This is a genomic window from Enterobacter cloacae complex sp. 370H10, assembly GCF_050031535.1.
Taxonomy (GTDB): domain Bacteria; phylum Pseudomonadota; class Gammaproteobacteria; order Enterobacterales; family Enterobacteriaceae; genus Enterobacter; species Enterobacter intestinihominis.
This window is the reverse complement of the sequence record NZ_JBLGWG010000001.1, coordinates 4,025,513-4,044,869: the sequence shown is the minus strand read 5'-3', so window position 1 is coordinate 4,044,869 and position 19,357 is coordinate 4,025,513. Positions and strand designations below refer to the sequence as shown.

General features: G+C 45.6%; 24 protein-coding genes. 19 read left to right on the top strand and 5 right to left on the bottom strand.

What is annotated here, in order from left to right; all coding sequences use genetic code 11:
* Nucleotides 1–354: 354 nt before the first annotated feature.
* The 4 genes from ACQG2Q_RS19900 to ACQG2Q_RS19885 all read right to left on the bottom strand — a co-directional run bounded on the left by ACQG2Q_RS19900 (nt 355) and on the right by ACQG2Q_RS19885 (nt 2,949).
* Nucleotides 355–942: a hypothetical protein gene (locus ACQG2Q_RS19900; RefSeq protein ID WP_000491820.1), complete on the bottom strand. Its 588-nt coding sequence runs from the start codon at nt 940–942 to the stop codon at nt 355–357.
* A gap of 43 nt (nt 943–985) precedes the next feature.
* Entirely contained in the window at nt 986–1,249 is a 264-nt protein-coding gene (locus ACQG2Q_RS19895) for a hypothetical protein (RefSeq protein WP_000149862.1), read from the bottom strand.
* A 93-nt stretch (nt 1,250–1,342) separates the two neighbouring features.
* Complete coding sequence (locus ACQG2Q_RS19890) at nt 1,343–2,104, bottom strand: methyltransferase (RefSeq protein WP_001167418.1); 762 nt, start codon at nt 2,102–2,104, stop codon at nt 1,343–1,345.
* Between the two features lie 80 nt (nt 2,105–2,184).
* Complete coding sequence (locus tag ACQG2Q_RS19885) at nt 2,185–2,949, bottom strand: hypothetical protein (protein WP_000277498.1); 765 nt, start codon at nt 2,947–2,949, stop codon at nt 2,185–2,187.
* Between the two features lie 331 nt (nt 2,950–3,280).
* Here ACQG2Q_RS19885 and ACQG2Q_RS19880 point away from each other — a divergent pair, with 331 nt between their 5' ends.
* From ACQG2Q_RS19880 to ACQG2Q_RS19790, 19 genes are all read left to right on the top strand, one after another.
* Nucleotides 3,281–3,796 carry a hypothetical protein gene (locus tag ACQG2Q_RS19880; RefSeq protein ID WP_012695482.1) on the top strand — a complete coding sequence of 172 codons (516 nt, stop codon included), beginning with the start codon at nt 3,281–3,283 and terminating at the stop codon, nt 3,794–3,796.
* 103 nt (nt 3,797–3,899) lie between these two features.
* Entirely contained in the window at nt 3,900–4,331 is a 432-nt protein-coding gene (locus ACQG2Q_RS19875; RefSeq protein WP_001251242.1) for a hypothetical protein, read from the top strand.
* A gap of 236 nt (nt 4,332–4,567) precedes the next feature.
* On the top strand, nt 4,568–4,756 hold the full coding sequence (locus tag ACQG2Q_RS19870) for a hypothetical protein (RefSeq protein ID WP_001107529.1): 189 nt from the start codon (nt 4,568–4,570) through the stop codon (nt 4,754–4,756).
* 32 nt (nt 4,757–4,788) lie between these two features.
* Nucleotides 4,789–5,040: a hypothetical protein gene (locus tag ACQG2Q_RS19865; RefSeq protein ID WP_000115760.1), complete on the top strand. Its 252-nt coding sequence runs from the start codon at nt 4,789–4,791 to the stop codon at nt 5,038–5,040.
* A gap of 402 nt (nt 5,041–5,442) precedes the next feature.
* Complete coding sequence (locus tag ACQG2Q_RS19860) at nt 5,443–7,833, top strand: Ig-like domain-containing protein (RefSeq protein WP_000694551.1); 2,391 nt, start codon at nt 5,443–5,445, stop codon at nt 7,831–7,833.
* 433 nt (nt 7,834–8,266) lie between these two features.
* Nucleotides 8,267–8,737, top strand: coding sequence for a hypothetical protein (locus tag ACQG2Q_RS19855; RefSeq protein WP_000170639.1), 471 nt, complete (start codon nt 8,267–8,269; stop codon nt 8,735–8,737).
* Between the two features lie 49 nt (nt 8,738–8,786).
* Nucleotides 8,787–9,083, top strand: a complete 297-nt coding sequence (locus ACQG2Q_RS19850) for a type II toxin-antitoxin system RelE/ParE family toxin (protein WP_000581857.1) — start codon at nt 8,787–8,789, stop codon at nt 9,081–9,083.
* Nucleotides 9,084–9,127: 44 nt separating this feature from the next.
* Complete coding sequence (locus ACQG2Q_RS19845) at nt 9,128–10,273, top strand: hypothetical protein (protein ID WP_000339750.1); 1,146 nt, start codon at nt 9,128–9,130, stop codon at nt 10,271–10,273.
* Nucleotides 10,274–10,678: 405 nt separating this feature from the next.
* Entirely contained in the window at nt 10,679–11,056 is a 378-nt protein-coding gene (locus ACQG2Q_RS19840) for a hypothetical protein (RefSeq protein ID WP_000645320.1), read from the top strand.
* A 91-nt stretch (nt 11,057–11,147) separates the two neighbouring features.
* Nucleotides 11,148–11,576, top strand: coding sequence for a hypothetical protein (locus ACQG2Q_RS19835; protein ID WP_000069824.1), 429 nt, complete (start codon nt 11,148–11,150; stop codon nt 11,574–11,576).
* 64 nt (nt 11,577–11,640) lie between these two features.
* Entirely contained in the window at nt 11,641–11,898 is a 258-nt protein-coding gene (locus tag ACQG2Q_RS19830) for a hypothetical protein (RefSeq protein WP_001290639.1), read from the top strand.
* A 155-nt stretch (nt 11,899–12,053) separates the two neighbouring features.
* A complete protein-coding gene (locus ACQG2Q_RS19825; protein WP_000833775.1) occupies nt 12,054–12,662 on the top strand; it encodes a hypothetical protein in 609 nt (202 codons plus the stop codon).
* 170 nt (nt 12,663–12,832) lie between these two features.
* A complete protein-coding gene (locus tag ACQG2Q_RS19820; RefSeq protein ID WP_000104393.1) occupies nt 12,833–14,083 on the top strand; it encodes a site-specific DNA-methyltransferase in 1,251 nt (416 codons plus the stop codon).
* Nucleotides 14,084–14,377: 294 nt separating this feature from the next.
* Nucleotides 14,378–14,698, top strand: coding sequence for a hypothetical protein (locus ACQG2Q_RS19815; protein WP_000834113.1), 321 nt, complete (start codon nt 14,378–14,380; stop codon nt 14,696–14,698).
* Nucleotides 14,699–14,940: 242 nt separating this feature from the next.
* Nucleotides 14,941–15,267 (top strand): hypothetical protein, encoded by a 327-nt coding sequence (locus ACQG2Q_RS19810; protein WP_000556022.1) that lies wholly within the window; start codon nt 14,941–14,943, stop codon nt 15,265–15,267.
* A gap of 65 nt (nt 15,268–15,332) precedes the next feature.
* Nucleotides 15,333–15,590 carry a hypothetical protein gene (locus tag ACQG2Q_RS19805; protein WP_001052325.1) on the top strand — a complete coding sequence of 86 codons (258 nt, stop codon included), beginning with the start codon at nt 15,333–15,335 and terminating at the stop codon, nt 15,588–15,590.
* A gap of 229 nt (nt 15,591–15,819) precedes the next feature.
* On the top strand, nt 15,820–16,611 hold the full coding sequence (locus ACQG2Q_RS19800) for a hypothetical protein (RefSeq protein WP_000774871.1): 792 nt from the start codon (nt 15,820–15,822) through the stop codon (nt 16,609–16,611).
* A 50-nt stretch (nt 16,612–16,661) separates the two neighbouring features.
* A complete protein-coding gene (locus tag ACQG2Q_RS19795) occupies nt 16,662–17,111 on the top strand; it encodes a hypothetical protein (protein WP_000182312.1) in 450 nt (149 codons plus the stop codon).
* Nucleotides 17,112–17,276: 165 nt separating this feature from the next.
* Complete coding sequence (locus tag ACQG2Q_RS19790; protein WP_012477420.1) at nt 17,277–18,329, top strand: phosphoadenosine phosphosulfate reductase family protein; 1,053 nt, start codon at nt 17,277–17,279, stop codon at nt 18,327–18,329.
* A gap of 27 nt (nt 18,330–18,356) precedes the next feature.
* On the opposite strand, the gene ACQG2Q_RS19785 is transcribed toward ACQG2Q_RS19790, so the two are convergent.
* Nucleotides 18,357–19,016, bottom strand: a complete 660-nt coding sequence (locus ACQG2Q_RS19785; protein ID WP_223826471.1) for a hypothetical protein — start codon at nt 19,014–19,016, stop codon at nt 18,357–18,359.
* Nucleotides 19,017–19,357: the final 341 nt, after the last annotated feature.

The following is a 19,357-nucleotide window of genomic DNA, read 5'->3' as shown; positions in this document are numbered from 1 at the left end:
TTTGCCTTTCGACAAACCTTATTGTGCGTTCAGGACGGAAATCTTTCTTTTTGGAATTACATCTGACATTTCTGTGGTGTCCAAACTGGCAACGATTGCAAAACTTATAACATTAGCCTGAAACTATCGGCATCCACATATCGCATTAAGTGATGCTTTTACTTTGTGTAAAAAAGAATCAGGATAAATTAGGTATGTCAGATATAAATGCGTTAACGGACGGCATATATGAATCAAAACCTGGCGGCATTACGCCACCAGTCGAGAGGGGAGTGAACCTCAGTCAGTACGTCTACCTTCGTTCCGCAAGGCGCTTCTTGTTGTGAATTACAAACTGCCCTGGCGAGAACTGCATCATTTCACCCCTAGCAACACACGTGCCTCTTCAACGGTTTGCCAAGAAGGCATTGCTACGCCAGATTGAGTGCCGTTGCCCCTGCGCTCACCTGTGTCACATTCTACATAAAGACGCATCAGCATCGCTTCTGTTTCAGCGGCCCGGCTATTATCCATTACCAGTTCTGCTGCGCGTCGTAGCTGTTCTGGAATGTCATTCCACATTCCCGCACCACTTCTGTCTTTGTTAGTGAGCAAGTCTTCAATAGCAGATGAAGCCATGTTAAGCAGGTCAGCCGAAACTAAAGGCATCGGCGGGGCGGTATAGAGGATTCGACGTCTTCCGCGTCTGTCTGGATCGTATTTATCATAAAAAGCTTTGTTCACATCTTCCCAGTGCCACTGAAGTTGCCCGGTTGCGTCATGGTGGCAAAACTCGCACTGATAAACAGGCGCAATCGACATAACTGCCTTTCCAATACGTGCCAGTACAGCAACTTCGTCAGCTCTGAGACTCATTGCTTCGCTTGGGTTACTACCCTCGGCAAATTCCAAAATTTGTTCAATACGTTCTGGTGTGAAAGTGGTCATAGGCTTTGAAAACATATTTTTCCAGTTGTGCTTACCATATCATCAGGCATTAGGAGCGTTAGCGAATAATTAACAGGTCAGGACCAAAACTAAATCCTTCCCCCATACGGTCTTCATGACGGGAGACATATGCCTTACCGTATTTCTCCAGATCCTGTAAGCGATCTTTTGCCAGATTCCACGAGTATTCCTGGCCCCACACGGGTCCGTCACGCCCGTCAAAGCGGTCAGGTTTACAATTTGCTTTCAGAAGAGCGTAGACATGCTCCACCGTGGGTAGCTGCAAAGCACTATTAGCCTGAGAAACGGCAGTATGCGTCATTTCTGTTCACTCTTTATTGATTTAGTCAGTTAAGCCGGTCAGGTAACTTTAACCGGCTACTCGTATTAAGATTTCTTTCCGGTTGCTTGTCAGTTAGCGGCGAAGATCAATTTCAAGGCGGGCTGTTTTGACCTTTGTTCCGGACTCCCTAAATGTATCATCCGGAAGAGGCGAAATTTGTCCGCCAAGTTGTTTGACTCGCTCCCTGAGCGCTTTTGTCAGTGTGTCTTCCCGGAACAATACCCCAGCTGACAGAATGGCCTGTAAGCGACCTCGCTTAGCGAGCATTGCGATGGCATGCATGACTTGTTTAACGTCAGAGCGTTTAAGGAATGGTGGATTCATAACGATAACATCAAAAGTTTCATCGGGCTGGTACCCAAGAAAGTCGGTATGCACCAGCTCGACTCCTGTGCTAAGGACACTATCGTTCTTCACTGCAAGGAATCGCTCATCGTTCAATTCGATCCCGGTAATCAATGCATCCGGAGCCGCCAGTTTTAAGGCTTTCAGAATGCGGCCATCACCAAACTCTGGCTCCAGTACACGCTCCCCGGCAGCTGGTTCAGCGCGTAGAACCATATCTGTGACTAAATTCTCAGGTGTAGGGAAGAAATTGAACAGATCTCGTGGGATGTCAACCGAACCTGTCAGAATGATTTGCTCGATACGCTCAGCTGCATCCGCCGTAAAAATATGTGCCTGCTCTTTTCGGTTCCATTTGCCACCGGCGGCTTCGAGCACTTTGTTTGTCTTAACATAAATGCTGCGGTCGAGCTGGTCGGCCAGGAAAAGAAAGTTCCCTTCAGCACGGCAGCGAGATAAGACGTTCAGAACTTCAGTTGAGATTTGCATTAAAACTCCATTAAGAGGATTTACCCGCCTGGCGGCAGCGGGTTGGTTACTTAAACGGGACAATTCAGATTTGGCCTTGGTTAGTCGGCAGACAACAGCAGGGATGGGCTGTTATAAGAGAAGCGGTCAACGGGAGCCTTATCAAATCGCTGACCGCTTGCATCAGGGGTCAGAACGAGTCCGTTATGGGCGCAATGAATGTGGAGCAACATATCCCCGCCGGTGTTGATGTGTAAGGCAGGCACACCCTGATCGATTTCGAACATGACACCAAAACAGGGGTTACCTTCCTTGTTAACAACTTCACAGTGGATGTTATGTTGGCCGGTAACGCTGACCTGATAGGCCTGACTGTCCTCTTCTGGCAGTGTTTCCTCCTCCAGGCGCCAGTCCTGAAGTGTGAGGCTAATTTCAGGGGTGTCATGCTCTTTCTGAAGAGCCTGGATACCTTTACGGAACAGCTGCATCATTTCAGGAGTAAGGCAGTCTTCCTCAGCTCCAAAATGTTCTTTCCAGCCTTCAGGATCTGCATACATCCAGACGTTTTTAGCGAGCGAAGGTAAGGAAGCATCAGGCTCTACAAGGAGGTGAGGGATGTTCTCTTTGATTCCGAGATAACGTACCGGCTGGCCATTAAGCGGTAACCCATCCGACACTGTAACTTCTGTTCCTGGCAAGACGACGCTGTTTACCAGACCTCCACAATGTTCGGCCACCACGCGGCCTAAATCTGCCATAAACATCCGATGCTTTTCTGGTGAGTCCAGCTCACCAAGGAGTTCAGGTTTAAGCAGTAAACCGGTAATAATCTCAGTCAGTTCACGAGGAGATACTAATTTATACATTTTGTTTTCCTTTTCTGTGTTGGCTTTATATTACCAATCCAGATGCACGAGCTAATAACCTCCAGACAACTTTTTCAAAAATTATTTACTTAAAGCAGGGTGCTAATATGCGCAAGAAATGAATTTAGGAAGGACGGCTTCAAATTTAACTTTTTGGTTTTTTATTTTAGACGGACTTTAAAATAGCATCGTTGATAAAATAATAAACATGGTTTGTTTTTTTGTTTGTATTGACAATCAAATGGGTATAAATTAATTTACTTACATGGCGTATATTTAACGCCACCGCCCCGGCGGCACCGGGCATAAAAGGAAAACCATTTTGAAACCGATGCTCAAAAAAGATTTTTTTTCAGCTATTGAAAACCTTCTCAAAGCTGGCTTTCAACCTCGCTTTTACACTGTTAACAGTGGCCGAATCGGTCTCATTACATTCACTGATAAAAATGGAACAAAACAGGTCGAACAGGTTTATTCCTGCACTTCTTTAGCCGCCAATACTTTTGGAAAGCGCTTCACCACTTGGTTAGAAGAAATTTTTCAAAAGCATAATGAAGAAAAAGTAGCTGATTCCGGGTTCGAGGTTGGTAGCCGTGTCTGGGATAAATTGATGTATACGTTGCGCACCATTTCAGAAATTCGTGCCGGGGGGGTGCTGGTGCTGGATAACGGTGCACAGCGTACACTGGATGAAGTGCAAAAAACGGCACCTGAAACAAACCAGGTGGAGCCAAAGGAAATCTCTTCACTTCAGGAGCTGCTGAACGCTTCCAAAAATCTGGAGCCGACTTCGCCTGAGCTAATTGCGGCTCTTAATGAGGCTCTGTCAACCGCCATAAAACGGTGAATGCAACGGCAGTCTGGCACATCAGGCCTTGTCAGAGATTAGGCCTGAAAAGCACTTACGTACCGATATAACACCTAATTCCCCTCTAAGGAGATTGCCCTAAATGGCGATGAATAAAAAAGAACAAGCCGCGTATGATGAGCTGGTGGCACAGGCCAGAATAAACCGCGCTTTACGCTGGTCTGACTATGGCGTTGAACGCGATATGCCCGTACCAGAGGTCTCGGGGGAATACCAAAACGGCTGGAGCTTCAACACCGCCACTGGCACTGTTTATCCGACATGGAGCGGAACTACGGTTCACGGCACACGGGAAGAGGGAGAGGTTGTCGATGCAACCTCCCGCCGCATGCGAGGCATGAATGGTAGCCAGAACGGCATACCACAATACAGCACCAAAGAACGCGCCCTGAAGGCATTACGCTGTTCGCTTGAAATCAAGTTTGCCATGCAGCTGGATGCCATAGATAAAGCTATCGCAAAAGAAATAGAGCTGTCCACCGCTCGCCGGGAGAGCGATACATCAGATGCCTAGCGGTAAACCATCAATTCAGGCCCGTGATCAGAGGGGCCTTAACGCCCTGAAAGAGGCGGTTCCAGCGACGGCACAACTACAGATGCGGGTTACCCCTGAACGTAAACTGCGTTACGTCAATCAGGCAAAGGCCGAAGGTCTGGGTCTAACAGACTGGGTCCAAAAGCATATGGATAACGTGTGTGATCTGGCAGGCCAGCCTGAAATAACCATGTACAAAGATGATGGAGAAACAAGTGGCCAAAAATAACAACAGTCTCAAACAGCATGTCTTCAATATGCTGTCGGCTGGCAGCGAACTTAAAGAAGTGAAGCGTTTTCTCACCAGCAAGCGAGTTAAAGCCCGCCTGGCAGTGTCAATGATCCACGAGCAGGCGATTGCTGTGCAGAACACTGAATACCAGAATTATCCGGCTTATAGCTAACTGGTAACAACAATTACAGAGAGATACTTAAAATGAGCGTAAACCCAGAATACACCAGGGTTCAGCATGTCCAGATTATTCGCGAGCGAGATGGGCAGAAGGAAGTTGTTCGAGTCTATGATGAAGATGGCGACGTGGTTCTGTGTTTACCTGCCTACATTCAGGATGAGGAAATAAATCTTATTCTGCGCCGGTTGAATGACGTATATTCAGTCGGATATCGTGTAGGTGATGCAGCCCGCCGCCGCGCCATCAAAAAAGCGCTGGGGGATGATGAGGAGTAAGGCCATTTTTACTGGCAAGATATCTGTATACCGGAGTCTTTAGAGTACGTTCTAATGGCTCCGGATTATTAATACTGTTTTACTCATGCAATAAAAAGCAAACCAAAATTCTTTCGCTAATTCATTTTTAAATGCTCAAATCATTAAATGTAAGGAGCGTTATTTATCAATAGGTATGGCGTTCTTAATGGCTATTAAGCTAGTTCTGCTTTCGCTTGCTTCTGGAAATTAGGGAAACCTAATTTTACCCTATCAAAAAGTAACTTTTCTGGTTTTGTTGCATTCACGTAAACAAAAAAAGTCCCGCCGGGCAGAAAAGAAAAACATCAAAAATAGCTATTTTCCCGAAAAGATCACGAACACTGAAAAAGTATCATGGGGAACCTGATCAGGAGACAACCCATGAAAATCAAACTAGCCCTGCTTATTGCATTTGCAGGTTTCAGCGCAGGAGCTTCCGCTGAAATCGCAGAATTCAGCTTTAAAGATACCCTGAACGTTAAAAAGACCGTATCGCCTGCATCCGTATGGATTAATCCGGTAACGAGCTTTGACGTTGCCGTTATTTCCGGTCTGGACCGTTATATTACGCTCAGTCTGCTGAAAAGTGACGGGAGCCTCATCTGGAGCACGAAAAGCAGCCTGGTTACCGTTGATGACCGTACCACATCTTCGACAGGCTTTGATTATTACGGCAAGACTCTGACCGTACCAGCGATGGGAGAAGATAGCTTCACCCTCAGAGAGGTGATTACCGACTTGCAAGGGAAGGAGGTCTCCCGGCAGGATTACCCGCTTGCAATTGACCGAACGCCTCCGGCAACGGGTACCATAAGTTATACGAGAAATGGGTGGAACTTTGGCAGCGAAGCGATCTTCACTTCAGTACCAGCCGGTATGCAGTACGCCAGCGTCCAGGCACTGGTCTTTAATGGACTGAGTGATAAAGGTTCCGGGCTTGCTAATGCTGAATATTTCATAACCGATGCCGCTGGAGTGGAGCGTAAAAAGCCAGCGGAAATTAATACAGTGGAAGGTAGCGTAACCGTTCAAGTCGCCGACGCAAGCAGCAATGCCCTGGCACCGGAAAACCGCTCTGAATATAAAGTGGGGATCTACCTTTATGACAAAGCGGGAAACAGGAGCGAACTAAGCCGCCGAAGCGTAATTGATCGGGTTAAGCCTGACGATATCATCCAGGTGCAGGACGCCACTACCGGATCATGGGTCTCCTATCAGTCTGGCATGACCGTCTTCCAGAACCCTATTTCCGTACGGGTATTAAGGAAGAAAAGTGACTTTACTGCTGTTAACGGTTCCAAATATGGCTGGGCGGACTCGAATTTCCAGACGTCCGATAGCACTTATAATATCTATACTTTCAAATACATATATCCAAATGTGGGGGATACTTATCATGAATTTCAGACTCTGGCGGGAGGAGTAAGACGAATTCATCATAACTCCCTCAACTTCACTCCAGCCCCGGCGATGGAAATAGCCCCGAAGATAGTGGCTAAAGAGATGTACCGGAGTGATACCAGTGAGTGGTTAACTCAGGCCTCAATCAGCGTTAAAACCGCCACCATTAGCCGCATAAAGGTAACCGCAGAACCCCGACCATACGTGCAAAAGTTCAGAACGGTAAAAAATGCAGCCTGGTTCTGCACTATTCCTGTCGGACAAAGTTCATGCGAGATGACGGTTAACTTCAACTACACCAGTGACAAAGGATTTGAGTATCTGCATCTTTACTCGGGAAAAGATGGTGACAGCATATTCGATGCGCTTGCTGGTAATTTTACGGTTATCTGGGATAACAACCCACCGGTGGTTAATGTCGCTCAGGTAAACAAGGCCTCCAAGACAATCACTATGACGGCCACCGATAATGATCGCGTCAACGCCTGGAACATCAGCTACTGGGATACCAAAGTTTTCGAAGCCACCCTTAAAAATGCCCGGGGGGAAACTTTCACCCTGAAGCCTGTGACTGTCAGTGAAAGCGATTATAAAACCAAAAACGCCACTTTCTCATACGCTGGTCTACCGGACGGGGATTATACGGTTGTTAGCGTGTCTGCCACGGATCTTGTTGGAAACACAGGAACCAAAACGCTTAATGCACCGCTGAAAATTGACTCAACGCTTCCGGTTATTGCGTTCAGCTTTAATGGCGCAGACGCAGAAGGAAAACTGGTTAAAGGGCTTGAGAACCTACGCATAAGCGTTACTGATGCCTCTGGGGATGCTTCCCTGATATCGCTTCAGCTCGCTGGTGGACCTAACTCTGAAAAGGTCACCCTTGCATTCACGCCGCTATCCAAGGATGTCTTTATTCCTGAATACCCCAGAATCTTCCCCAATACTGACGAATCGGGACAGATGTATCATCTGGAGGCTCTGGCTATTGACGAATCAGGTAACCGGACCACTAAAACGCTTAATTTTACCTACCAGCCAGCTAACCTGATTATGCTGGATAATCTCAAGACGCTGGCCACAGCCGTAGCACTGAAAGCAACGGACAACACGCCGCTGGCCATCATCCGAACCAGTGTGTTGCGTCGTCAGGACGGTTCTATCATTACCGGACAGTTAAACGGAACCCTGACTGTTCAGAAAAACGCCCAGTTCGGCGTTACGGTTGCCGGAGTTACGGTCCAGCCTGGTGAAACTAAATCGCTGTCACTGGATCTTGGTAATGGTGAAGAGCGCACATATCCCGTTACTCCCGCTGTAAGTGGTCAATCTGGCACGGCCACATTTGCTATAGAATTCCCTCAAACATAAACCCTACACAAGGGTACGGTAGTATGCCGTACCCTGTTACGCCATCCTCAATGTAAAATGTAGAGTTGAGCATGACTTAATTATTACTTTCTCATTAAGTGTCTCTTAAACTGCAAACGGGAAAGTAATATTCCCGAGACGGGAAGGACTCCTTCCTTTTGGTTATAATCTATGATGCTAAACTGTGTAATTACACCGGAACAATGTCCTCGTTTAAATCGCTGGCACCAGTACATGATTTATCCATGAATGCTTTTTGATGCAATTTTACTTCAGAATGCTCTTAATTTTTTAAACAAATTATATTTGAATCCTTCGTGTATAAATTTGCAGACCCTCTCTCAATGTTTTTTTAAAATATTTACTCTCAGGTTATTAGCCAGTAGATTCATTCTGTCATGATTACTCCAGAACTAACCGGAGGAATCACATTATGACCAAATATTATGATCGCAGTGGAATTGAAATCTCCAGCGCAAAAATCCGCTGTGTTGATTCTGTAAAAGGTACTGCGGAATATACTTTTCGTATTGTTTGCGATAAATGCAATGGGCGGGGAGAGCGTAAGCATTTTTATAGAAGTCGCTGTATGGCTTGTAAAGCCACGGGTTACAGCCTCGAAACGACCCGTACTGCTTACACGCTGAATGCGCTGTACCGCATTAATGCGCAAGCTGCCCGCAAAGTGTCAGCATCCCTGCAAGACGAGCGTTTAAGGACTGAAAGCGCCCACAGTTCTGCGTTCACAGCATGGTGCAGGTCTCATCAAAAAATGGTTGATGCAATCACCCAACAATCCAGTAGTAATAATTTTCTGGAAAGCCTTAAGTCTTCTTTAACCCACCAGCGTCAGTTAAGTGATAAGCAGCTGGCAGTTGCCGCCCGCATTTTAGGTATTCATTAATTCAAAGCCCTTTTAATTTAATTTTAAGGTCAATTATTACGGAGGAACTATGATCCATTCATTTAAAGACAGACGGCTTGAAAAGTTCTTCCGTAATGGAAAAACAACGGCAGGTATTCCTTCTGAAATTATTAACGCAATTCTGTGTCGACTTGAAACGCTGGATAATGTCCAGAGTGAGCGGGAGTTATTATCCAACAGCTTGCGTTATGAACGCTTAAGAATGACGTCAAACCGTTATTCCTCCATTCGAGTAAACTCTAAGTATCGATTATTCTTTGAATGGAATGATGGCGCACATAATGTTCATTTGTCTGCACATGACTATAAATCGCTCATCCATTAAGGTTAAAAATGAAGCTATTTTCAATTTCATCCCGGGATACAAGCATGGACGCGATGTTTTATATCCAGGCCAGTACTAAACAACAGGCAAGTTACATATTTAGTACCCTTTCCCCGAAGCCTACTGCGAACTGCCAGCTTACAGATTTGCAGAATGAGACGGTCGTCCCTTCCATAAGCCCTATTTCGCTTTCACTTAACCCCTGGTCGATCAATTCCCAGTCCCGAACCCGGGAACTGCGTATGGCCACGCATGGTCTTAACCTGATCTGTGCAGTCACGGATGAGCATACCCGTCAGATAGTTGACTTTTGCGATAACCTTGGACAGCAGCTTAAGGATCCGGACGACAAAAGCGCCTGGGTTAAGCTCATTAATTCTGAATGCGCTTTGCTTAATTCTCCGCGTCTCTATCCCGTTCTGCTTGAGCCGGATACACCGGCACAATTTGAAATCTTTGTGCCAGCTCCGGAAGATGGAGAACACGACACGGTCATAGCCAGCGTTGTTAAAGAATGTTTCGGAGATGAATGCCGGTACAGAGTAACGGACAAAGCTTTTGCAATGTCGGAAAAGCCAGTCATCAGGCTGGAAGCTCATTTCAATGACAAACGCGAAAAGGTTTTAGAACTGACCTTTTCCTGTTTCAATCTTTCACTCTCAGCGTCCGTGCATGAAAACCAGCTACGTCAGATTTTGTTACTTTGCGAAGACTTTGGCGTAAGGCTTCAGGGTAGAGCAGGGGCATCCTGCCACGTTAATATGCGCAGTGCTTACCGTCGTCTTGCTCATGTTGGCACCGGCTCTCGCCCAGGTGATGACAGTGATGTGCGGGTCTATACCTCGTTAAAAGAAGAAAAAGATGTTAAGAGGCTGCTTGATAAGTCAACCAGGGGAAGTGAGCTTGTACCGGCGAGGCACGGGCAGCAGTTTAACGGGGTCTTAGTGAATGCCACACCCGCATCGGCCACTACTGGTTTCATTTACCTTTCGCATGATTTTCCGGAAGGCCAGTTTATGATGACAGCCGAGGTGTTGCATGTTGGAATTACACCAGGCGGTATTTACTACATTGAAACACTGGACGGTTACCGGTTTATCGTGACAGCGTTTGAGAAGGGATTAATGAACGGTTTGAGGGAGTTTATAGCTGCAAATGAGGAATATTTTAAGTATTACCGCTGGTCTTAGTATCTGAGCTGAAACCGGTAGGCCAGGGAAGGCAACCGGGAAAATGCAATTTAACCTGATCCTATACCTACGACTATCTTTATCCACTTATAATAGCCTCACCAAATTATAATGCCCGATCACCGCATTTGCTTAAACCTCACATATTCTTCTTATGCTTCCCCTGATAATCTACGACCGAAAGACAAAGGAAAGTGAATACGAAATAAGATTTATGAGCACATAAAAGTTACTTTTCCTTGGTGGCACATCACAAACATTGTGGGTTTCATAATCCTTTTTGTTATTTAAAAAGGATGTGTTCAATTCTAATTAAAGGTGGTATTTTTTTTGAAAGTTTGCTGGGAGGTTATTAGCTGGGGGGATGGGTAACAGTATAATAAGTACAGATGAAAAGGAGGTTTTATGAAAGCGTTAGACGTGGTTTCAACTCAACTCAACTTTATTAATCTGTTGGATCAGGCAGGATATGCTCTTTCAGAAATTGTTGTAAAACGCTTCAGTGCTGCACCAGCCTTTAACGAAGGGCACTGGTTGTTCATTGCAGAGCAGGATAACCGCTACATTGAAGTGGTCTGTATTCTCTCTTTAGCTTCAGAAAGCGGAGAGCAGCATATTGATGTTTTTATTAATATGTTCGAAGACCCGATTGATGATGTTATTTCACGAAACATTGAAACCAAAACCTTTGCGACGCTTTATAAATACATTGAACGTATACCTTTTACTCCGGGTGTAAAGAAAGAATTCTTGAGCAGTATTGAGAACATCAATTTTAGTTAATCAAAAACCACAACTTTTTGCCACCAAGTTATTAGGTAATGCTATCAACCTGATATAATTACCTTAACATGAATATGAGCGGAGCCGGGTTATGTCTAATAATACTGAAGTCATTAGCTGTGATTTATTTTCAACTCTATCTTCACTTAATTTTAGCACCGAGGATATTACAGGTTTGACTCCGGCCAACTTTCGAAAGGGAGCTTTCTTACATGCAAAAATTTCTGCTAGCCAGGCCACGCGAGCGACTGATATTTCCATTCAATTACTCACGGATCGTGTTTCAGGTGAAATGAACTACGTAATAGTAATTGGCAGGCACGAAGGACTCCTGCAAAGCGAAGCAATTGACCCAAACGCTGATAAGCAATACCGGGAAAACCGTTATTCTCGCCATTTTATCTCAGTAACCGATGCCAATACCAAAGCCCTGAAAAAAACCTGCAAGGTAATGAAAACATATATCAAAGAGCAGGCATTTAAGCCTAACACCTGGGGGCACAGTTTCATTAAGGGTTGATTTATTCTTGCCCCGGTGAGCCGGGGCAACGCTAAATTAACCTCAAACTGTGCTGGAGGCACAAATGTCTGAAAAACACTTTATCGTTAAAATCCAGAACCGAAACGGCGACCATGAGAATAGCTATGTTCGGTTACTCGTCAGCGATTGTGAGAAAAATGCTTGCCAGACGGCACTCATTTCAGAGTGCCATGGCGAGCTTGAACAGCTGAGTTTTGAAGACGGTGGGGTTTACGACTACAACGGCGAAAATCACTACAGTGTCAGGAGCTGCGTGGAGGTTGCTCCAGAAGACGTTGCAACTTTGCAACGCTTCCTTTAACACCTGCGACATTTGATTAAATATCGGGCGTCCGCTACAGGATGCCCGTGATTTAAACGATTCCTCAAAGATCGCTGTCACTCCTGATAACTGTATTAAGAGCAGGTTTGTGATAGGTTCAGCGTAACAACATTACTGGAATTTTGGTTGCCTTGATGAAGAGCTGCTTTTCTGATTTACCCGTTAAAGACGGCACGTCCGGAACCTGGAAACTGGACACATTCGAAATTACCGCAGATAAGGCGATGAGCCTCGCCCTTCGTGCCGAGTATACAGGTAATACAGACGAGTTTATCCCGCCCGGTAGATATCGGCGTTTGTCCAACGGCTGGGATGTGGTGATGTCCAATACCCCGATGGAGATCAGAACCTGCCAGGATTTTTTAGAGCGAGCCACCGGGCGCGTGCTCATTAATGGTCTTGGTCTGGGGATGGTGCTTCACGCCATTCTTCAAAAAGAAGATGTAACCCATGTAACAGTAATTGAAAAAGAACAGGACGTTATTAACCTCGTTGCGGCCTCGTTTGCAAACGATCCTCGCGTTGAAATTATCCATGCTGATGCAATGATGTATTGCCCACCAGCAGGCGTCACGTACAACGCATGCTGGCACGACATATGGCCAGACTTCGCAACAGCTAACCTCTCACAGATGGATAAGCTGGAAATTAAGTACCGGGACATCTGTGAATGGCAGGGCTCGTGGGGCAGGGAGGAGTGTGAGCAAAAGCACATTGAGTTTCAAAATCTTGGGGCTGATTGAGTACAACTTTTGAAGGTGTCTCCGCTAAAGAAGACTGGGTCTCTTTGCGCATGCCCAGCTGTGCTGCATGACCTGACAAAGCCTATAAATAAACAGATCGGTTTGATTTAGTAATCCCCCTTCCAACCATCAGGCCGATATTTAAACTGCATCTCCATTAAGGATGGCTGATGAGCACGATTTCTACGGATTTAATTGCACGGATCTACGCAGCCTCCGAATTGCCGTTGAGCAACGACGAGCTTTATCGCGAAGTGCAGCGTGAAACTGGCATGTCGGATGCCGAATTGCACGAACTGAAAGAATTTGGGTCAGATAAAACCAGAACCAGCGGCGTCAAACACAAAGTACGCTGGTTTCAGCAGACTCTTCGGCAGGCCGGAGTCATCGAACGCGTTCCAGAAAAACGGGGCGTCTGGAGATACTCCTCTAAGACGAAAACAAACCTACACGAGTCATGGGAAAAGCTCTGTGTTGTCGGTTTCTCAACTTCTCTTGGGGCATCGGTTTTTGGAAACGCCTATGCCTTCTTCAGCAATATCACAGAGCAAATTCATCTTTGCCTGACCTCGCCGCCTTACCTCCTTCGAAATTCAAGAGACTACGGGCATGGCGGGGGGCGTGGCGAGCAGGTTTATATTGACTGGCTTCTGCGTATCCTCGAACCGATCGTGAAACAGCTTGTACCCGGCGCAAGTGTGGCATTGAATATCACTCAAGATAGCTTTAATAGGGGCAGGCCTTCACGTTCTCTGTATCTGGAGCGTCTGACACTGGCATTATGTGACAAGCTGGGGCTTGAGCTCATGGACAGGCTTCAGTGGGTGAATCGCAGTAAGCCCCCATCGCCAACGCACTGGGCATGTAAGCAACGAGTGCAGCTCTGCTCATCGTATGAGCCTGTGCTGTGGTTTACCAATGATGCGAGTAAGGTTCGTTCAAACAACTTACGTGTACTGCAACCGCATTCAGAGCAGCATCTTAAATTGCAGGCAGCAGGCGGTGAAAATCGCACGACCTTTTATGGTGATGGGGCGTACCAGCTTAAAAGCGGATCCTTTGGAAATAAAACAGAAGGAACGATCCCCAAAAATACTTTGTTTTACGGCAATAGCTGCGCTGATACGAGATTTTGCCATTCCATTGCCCGCGAGCTAGGTTTTCCGCTGCATGGTGCAACGTCTCCTACCAGGCTTGCAGCGTTTCTGATTGAGTTTTTGACAGAGCCGGGAGATCTTGTTGTAGATCCCTTCGCTGGCCTGCATAAAGTTCCCATCGCAGCCGAGCGACTTGGCAGACGTTGGCTGGCGACGGACAAAATCATGGAATGGCTGGCGATTTCCCGAAACCTTTTTACGGCCGCACCGGGATATAAGAGTAACCCCATGCTGGACGAGCTCGCCGAACTGTATCGGGCTTAATGCAAGTTAACGGTTTTGATAAAGTGGTTTGAAGCGACAAGCGGTTTATTCATTTTGCATTGTTTCTACCATAAAATGACAATATTAACGGCTTAGCATACGCCGCAGAGATAATTAGGGTGCCATTCATTTCCGGTTGTCTGTATTAACGAGTGTATTCAATATTCACTTGTTTCTCCGATATAGACCCAACAAAAAAAACTGATGGTTGTGATACAGAACTTGTTGAATTAACATCCGGTACATTAACTATATTGGTAATTTAGACGGTTTCTAAATTAAAGGTGGACAGATATGAAGTCAGATACAGAAATGGTTTCTCCTATCGAGTTGCACATTGGCGATCATGTCCAGCGGCATGGTGCTTTATTTGAGGTTATGCATATTGTTGAATCCGAATGCGATATTCCCGGCGGCATCCGGGTAGCAGCATGCATTTCACGGGTTATCGGTGACGTTACGGGCAATATTCCTCGTGGTTGGCTGGAAACACCGAAGCGTATGGCTGAGCGAGGAGTTAAGTGGGCGACGAGTCTGCCTGAGGGGCTTTACTTTAACATCCAGGGGAACGCACATGCGAAAGTAAGCCGGGTTATTCGTAATGTGACTAATTGAAACTTTTTTCTGAATTGCGGTGTAAAAGTTACTTTTCACCGCATCGTTTTCCCTAACTACTAAATCAGAGCTTCTCTGAAATAAGCGGATTTAACCGCTAGCGATTTATTCAGGCCATTTTATTCTAATCATTATCCTACACTTCAAAAATATTCATTATTTTTTCTTCTGACCTATTAGCCAGAATTCTCGATTCGGTATCATTTACTTACGGTAAATCTTTTGAAAACGAGGTAAATGGCATGCATTCTCAGGATCCTATCACGAAATTAACCCAGACGTTGCAACGCGACGATGGTTCTCAGGTTCGTATTGTAGCGCAGCGGGGATATGGAAGTGGGCTTACAGCCTCGCTTGATGTGTACGTTCTCCGTCGTGATTCCTCTGAAAGCAACTGGTCACTGTGCGGAAAAGATCCTCACCCAGAGTGGAGAAAGATGTCAGTAGATGAGTATCAGAAATTTGGACGCTCTGAAATGCTGCGTTATGCCACACCAGGTGAAATTCTCAGGGTGGCATCCGCTATTGGCCAGCCAATGAGCTTCCTCGATGGCAACCCTGCGTTTTAGCCCGAACCCTGGCGACGCCTTTTAAACCGGCGTCATTCTTTTTACGAGCAACAGACGGAGAAAAAATGAATCTGAACGAACGAAGCACGAGCGCAGCAACGCCAGATTTGAGCCGACTTTATCTCATTTCCGGGCGCATTATGTTTGATGATGATGATCAGGCCTACCTGGTCGAAGCCGACTCCCCTGGTGATGCAGAGGAGGCTTTCCGGCATCATATTGCTGACAGTGCCGACGACTTAGAAAAGGTGATTATAGTTTCCTCTACAAGTTTCGCTTCAGCTCACAGCAGTCGCGTAATTTGTCGGCCTGCCGTGAAGTAATTTCAACTTCCAATGATATTTCCCTCTTTATAAAAGCCGCCGTCTGGCGGTTTTTATTTGCAAAAATGAATATTAATCCTGAATGATATTAATTTAAGATGAGGTAGTGTTCATATTCTTCTTCTTAATATTTTTTCTAAAAAAACGCCTTCAGGTTATTAGTTGGTATTAGTGTATTTGTTATGATCTTCTCATCAAATACATTAATTAAATAATCAAGGAGTCAACTGTGGCAGATAATTATACTCAGGCGTCGTTTATTATTCCCTGCACTCAGGAGCAGGCAAAAATGGCACAAGAAGCAATCACATTCGTTACCGAAGCAGAAATTGCAGAAGGTGAGCGTTTGCTTGATAAGCCACTGACAGATTGTTCTCTGACTGAGAAGCTGATCCTCAGTATTATCGAGAACCACCCTGAGTATGACCCTTCTGAGCCGAGCTTTGGGCAACCATCCTGCCCAGACTGCAATTATGAACTGTTGTTCGCAACAGAAGTTACCAGCAGTGGGCTGGCAGTTTTTCATGGAGAGACCATTGATCTTGACCATGCAATTTGCCTCACAACTGCCGTGCTGTCGGTATTCGACCTCTCGGAAATGGTAACAATTACTGCTGCATTTACATGCAGTAAAAGCCGGACAGATGAATTTGGGGGTATGACTATTCTGGTCACAAAGGATACCCACTATTACCAGGATGGCTGTCAGTTTTCTCGTCTCATGAATGAGGCTCACAAAGCCGGTATCCAGTATGCTCTGTGTAAAGTGACGCATTACCACGGTGAGAGCAGCTATGTGGCAAGCTATGTCCTGAGCTGCGACGTAGCGGATTCAGCCCAGGAGGTCGTTAACAAACGACTGAAGGCATGTGCCGGAAAAGAGCCAGAAGACGGAATCTATATTCTGTGTGAAGAAGACAACACTAGTCTTTCGGTCGAACTCGTTACAGAACTGTCTCCGCTCGATTACGACAAGCTGAGCAAGCTTCTCCCTTCCCTTGACACCCTTTGCGGCGCTTAAGCCTGCCAATTACCGTAGCCACCGGTTTCCCCGGTGGCCTGGAGCCTGCCATGACCAATAAATTCATAGTTTCTACCGTTGATTGTATCAATGAATTTGCAAGTGACGTTCCGCAGAGTGTTTCCTTACGGATAGATACAATGCTTGAACAGCGTATCCGCAAATTGGCGGCATACGTGAAAGAAAACGATCTTCATTTAACTGAGTTTTACTTCTATGACGCTAACTGGTCATTTTGTGGTGAAGATGAAATTCAAGAAATAAAAGACATGGATGAATATAAGCATAGCGACAGCATAAAGCAGGAAGCGATGCTGCGGGAAGTAATGCCATCAGCACGTACGGAATGCCCGGTTATTAGGGTGATGAAAGATTCATTTCAGCTTTCAGCTCTACCACGCCATTGTGGTGATGACATGACTCTTAACACTCCTTTTATTCCGCTGTCTGAGTTGAAAACAAATAATACGGCATTTATTACGCCGCCAACCTATAACTAATAGCTGTGCCGGGTGATTAAATTACAATGGATTATTTTTATATATATTGACATTAAATCCGCGTGATTTTGATTTAATATAATTTCGCTAAATGGTTGCGCTGTAGTTATTTTAAAGTTCTAATAATATCAGTGATGCAGCATATACCGTGGTTCAGGAAAATATATGTTTATTGAAAAAAGCGACTCATTCCTTGAATTATCCTCAGAAGTTATTTTTCCTGAGGCGGCTAATGCTGCCATTTTGAAACATGATAAATGGGCGGATGTTTGGGAGACCCTGACAACCGATGCCGATCTGAACTATACCGATGAAAAGGAGACTGTGAGTCTTTCTTCTCTGGTCATGTCAGCCACATCTGCTATTTATCAGGCTATTACGGACGGCTGGACAATGTGCGTGGGATACAGTGGCGGCAAAGACTCCCATTCTCTTCTGCACCTGTTTCTGATGGCATTGATCAGGGCAGTACGTAACGGCACAAATATCAGCGAACATCATTTCATTCAGATGTCCGATACGCTGATCGAAAACCCTGAGATGCACTATCAGGCTTCACAGGTTCTCAACCAGCTCAGAATGTTCATTGCTGAACACCAGCTACCGGTCACAGTCCTTGTCGCCCGACCGTCTCTTACGCAGAGCTGGGTCGGCCGCATTCTGACTGGGCGCGGACTTCCGACCTGGACTAATTCTTCTACCCGACAGTGCTCAACCGACTACAAAATCGCGCCCCTGCGCCAGGCCAAAGCTCGTTACCTGAAAAACGCCCCGGCATCCGTTCGAAGCAGGGTATGCCTGATGCTGGGCTCCAGGGATGATGAAAGTGCCCGAAGGGCCGGAAATATCCTCAAAATGGGAGGGCAGGCGAGGAAAGTAACCCTGACTGAGCACGGTGGTGAACTCTATCCGGTAAAGGAGTGGCGCACTCAGGACATCTGGTCTTTTCTGATGGCCTGTGGTTCCGAATCACGCTTCCCTTTACCAAGCTTTATGCCGGATAACTTCAGCCTGGCAACGCTTTATAAAGACGCCACCGGGGAGTGTATCTGGTCGCCGGAGAAACCCACTCGAACATCAGCTTGTGGGGCTCGATATGGGTGCTCGCTTACTCTTGTTTTTATGTATTTAGAGTTAAACTCTACTTTTCTATTTTTAGAATTCAAGCTATTCATCGTAATTGAGAGATATCCTTTTAATGTTCAGCAAGCCTGTTAAAAGCACTTTATCTGAACCGCGTTTTGCCTAAATCCTGCTCAATATATACTCTCCCTGAGTTCTGAAATCCTCAAATTCCCCAATCTTAAAGCATTGATACATAGATGATGTCAGATAATGCGCAATCATCTCACCGCCAATATGGATCCGTTCCGGGTGTGGGTATGTCGCCTGTATAGCCCTTTGTTCATTCATCATTACAGGAATTGTCTGCAACAAATCCCCATCCAAGATTTGGCACTCAGGTTTTACTCCTGTTCCGTATTGTAATTGCTCTGATTCGAAATCATGGACTGAGCGATAGGCGAACGAAACGATATTTCCTGTTTCCTCGCAAATTGCGAACTGATAAACACTGGTTGTCACCGTTGAAGAAGAGGGAATTGCATGGTCATGCTTGTATTGTTTCCACAGCCTCCTTAGACAGGCCGATGTATGATAATTGAGATTTTGTATACCTGATACGACCATTCTGGTTGATGCTTCAAGCAACCAGGTGTTAGAAAATCCACCTGCCCCCGTTCCTGCTATGATGGTTCTTAGCTGGGGGATGTAACCTGCTTTGGAAACAAAAGATAACGGCTCCCCATTATCGGTGACGGCAAGGGTATCTGTTACAATCAGTGCTTGTGCTTCGTCTGTATAAAATATCAGTGATGACATATTTTCCTCATCCAGAAAAGACATTACATGAATCACAGAACAGGTCACTACAACCACGTGAAAGGGAGTCAGACCATTTTCCAGAGGTAAATATATTCTTGTGTTTGGACGCGTTGCGGTTCTCTGTAAAAAATATATAGCACAAACAAAAGTCCCCGCAGGGATAAATATAGTTATATGCGCTTTTTCTGCTGGCTTTTACAATTGAAAGTGACAGGTAAACGAAATGTGTTACAGGTTTCTTTTGCTTTTCGTTGGGTTCTGTATATGCGAATTTACCCTGTGTGTTATTTTTGCAATGGACTCAGGCTGTATTCAATCAATTAAGGTTTACTTCTGGCATTAAGATGTATCCGTTGCCTGTT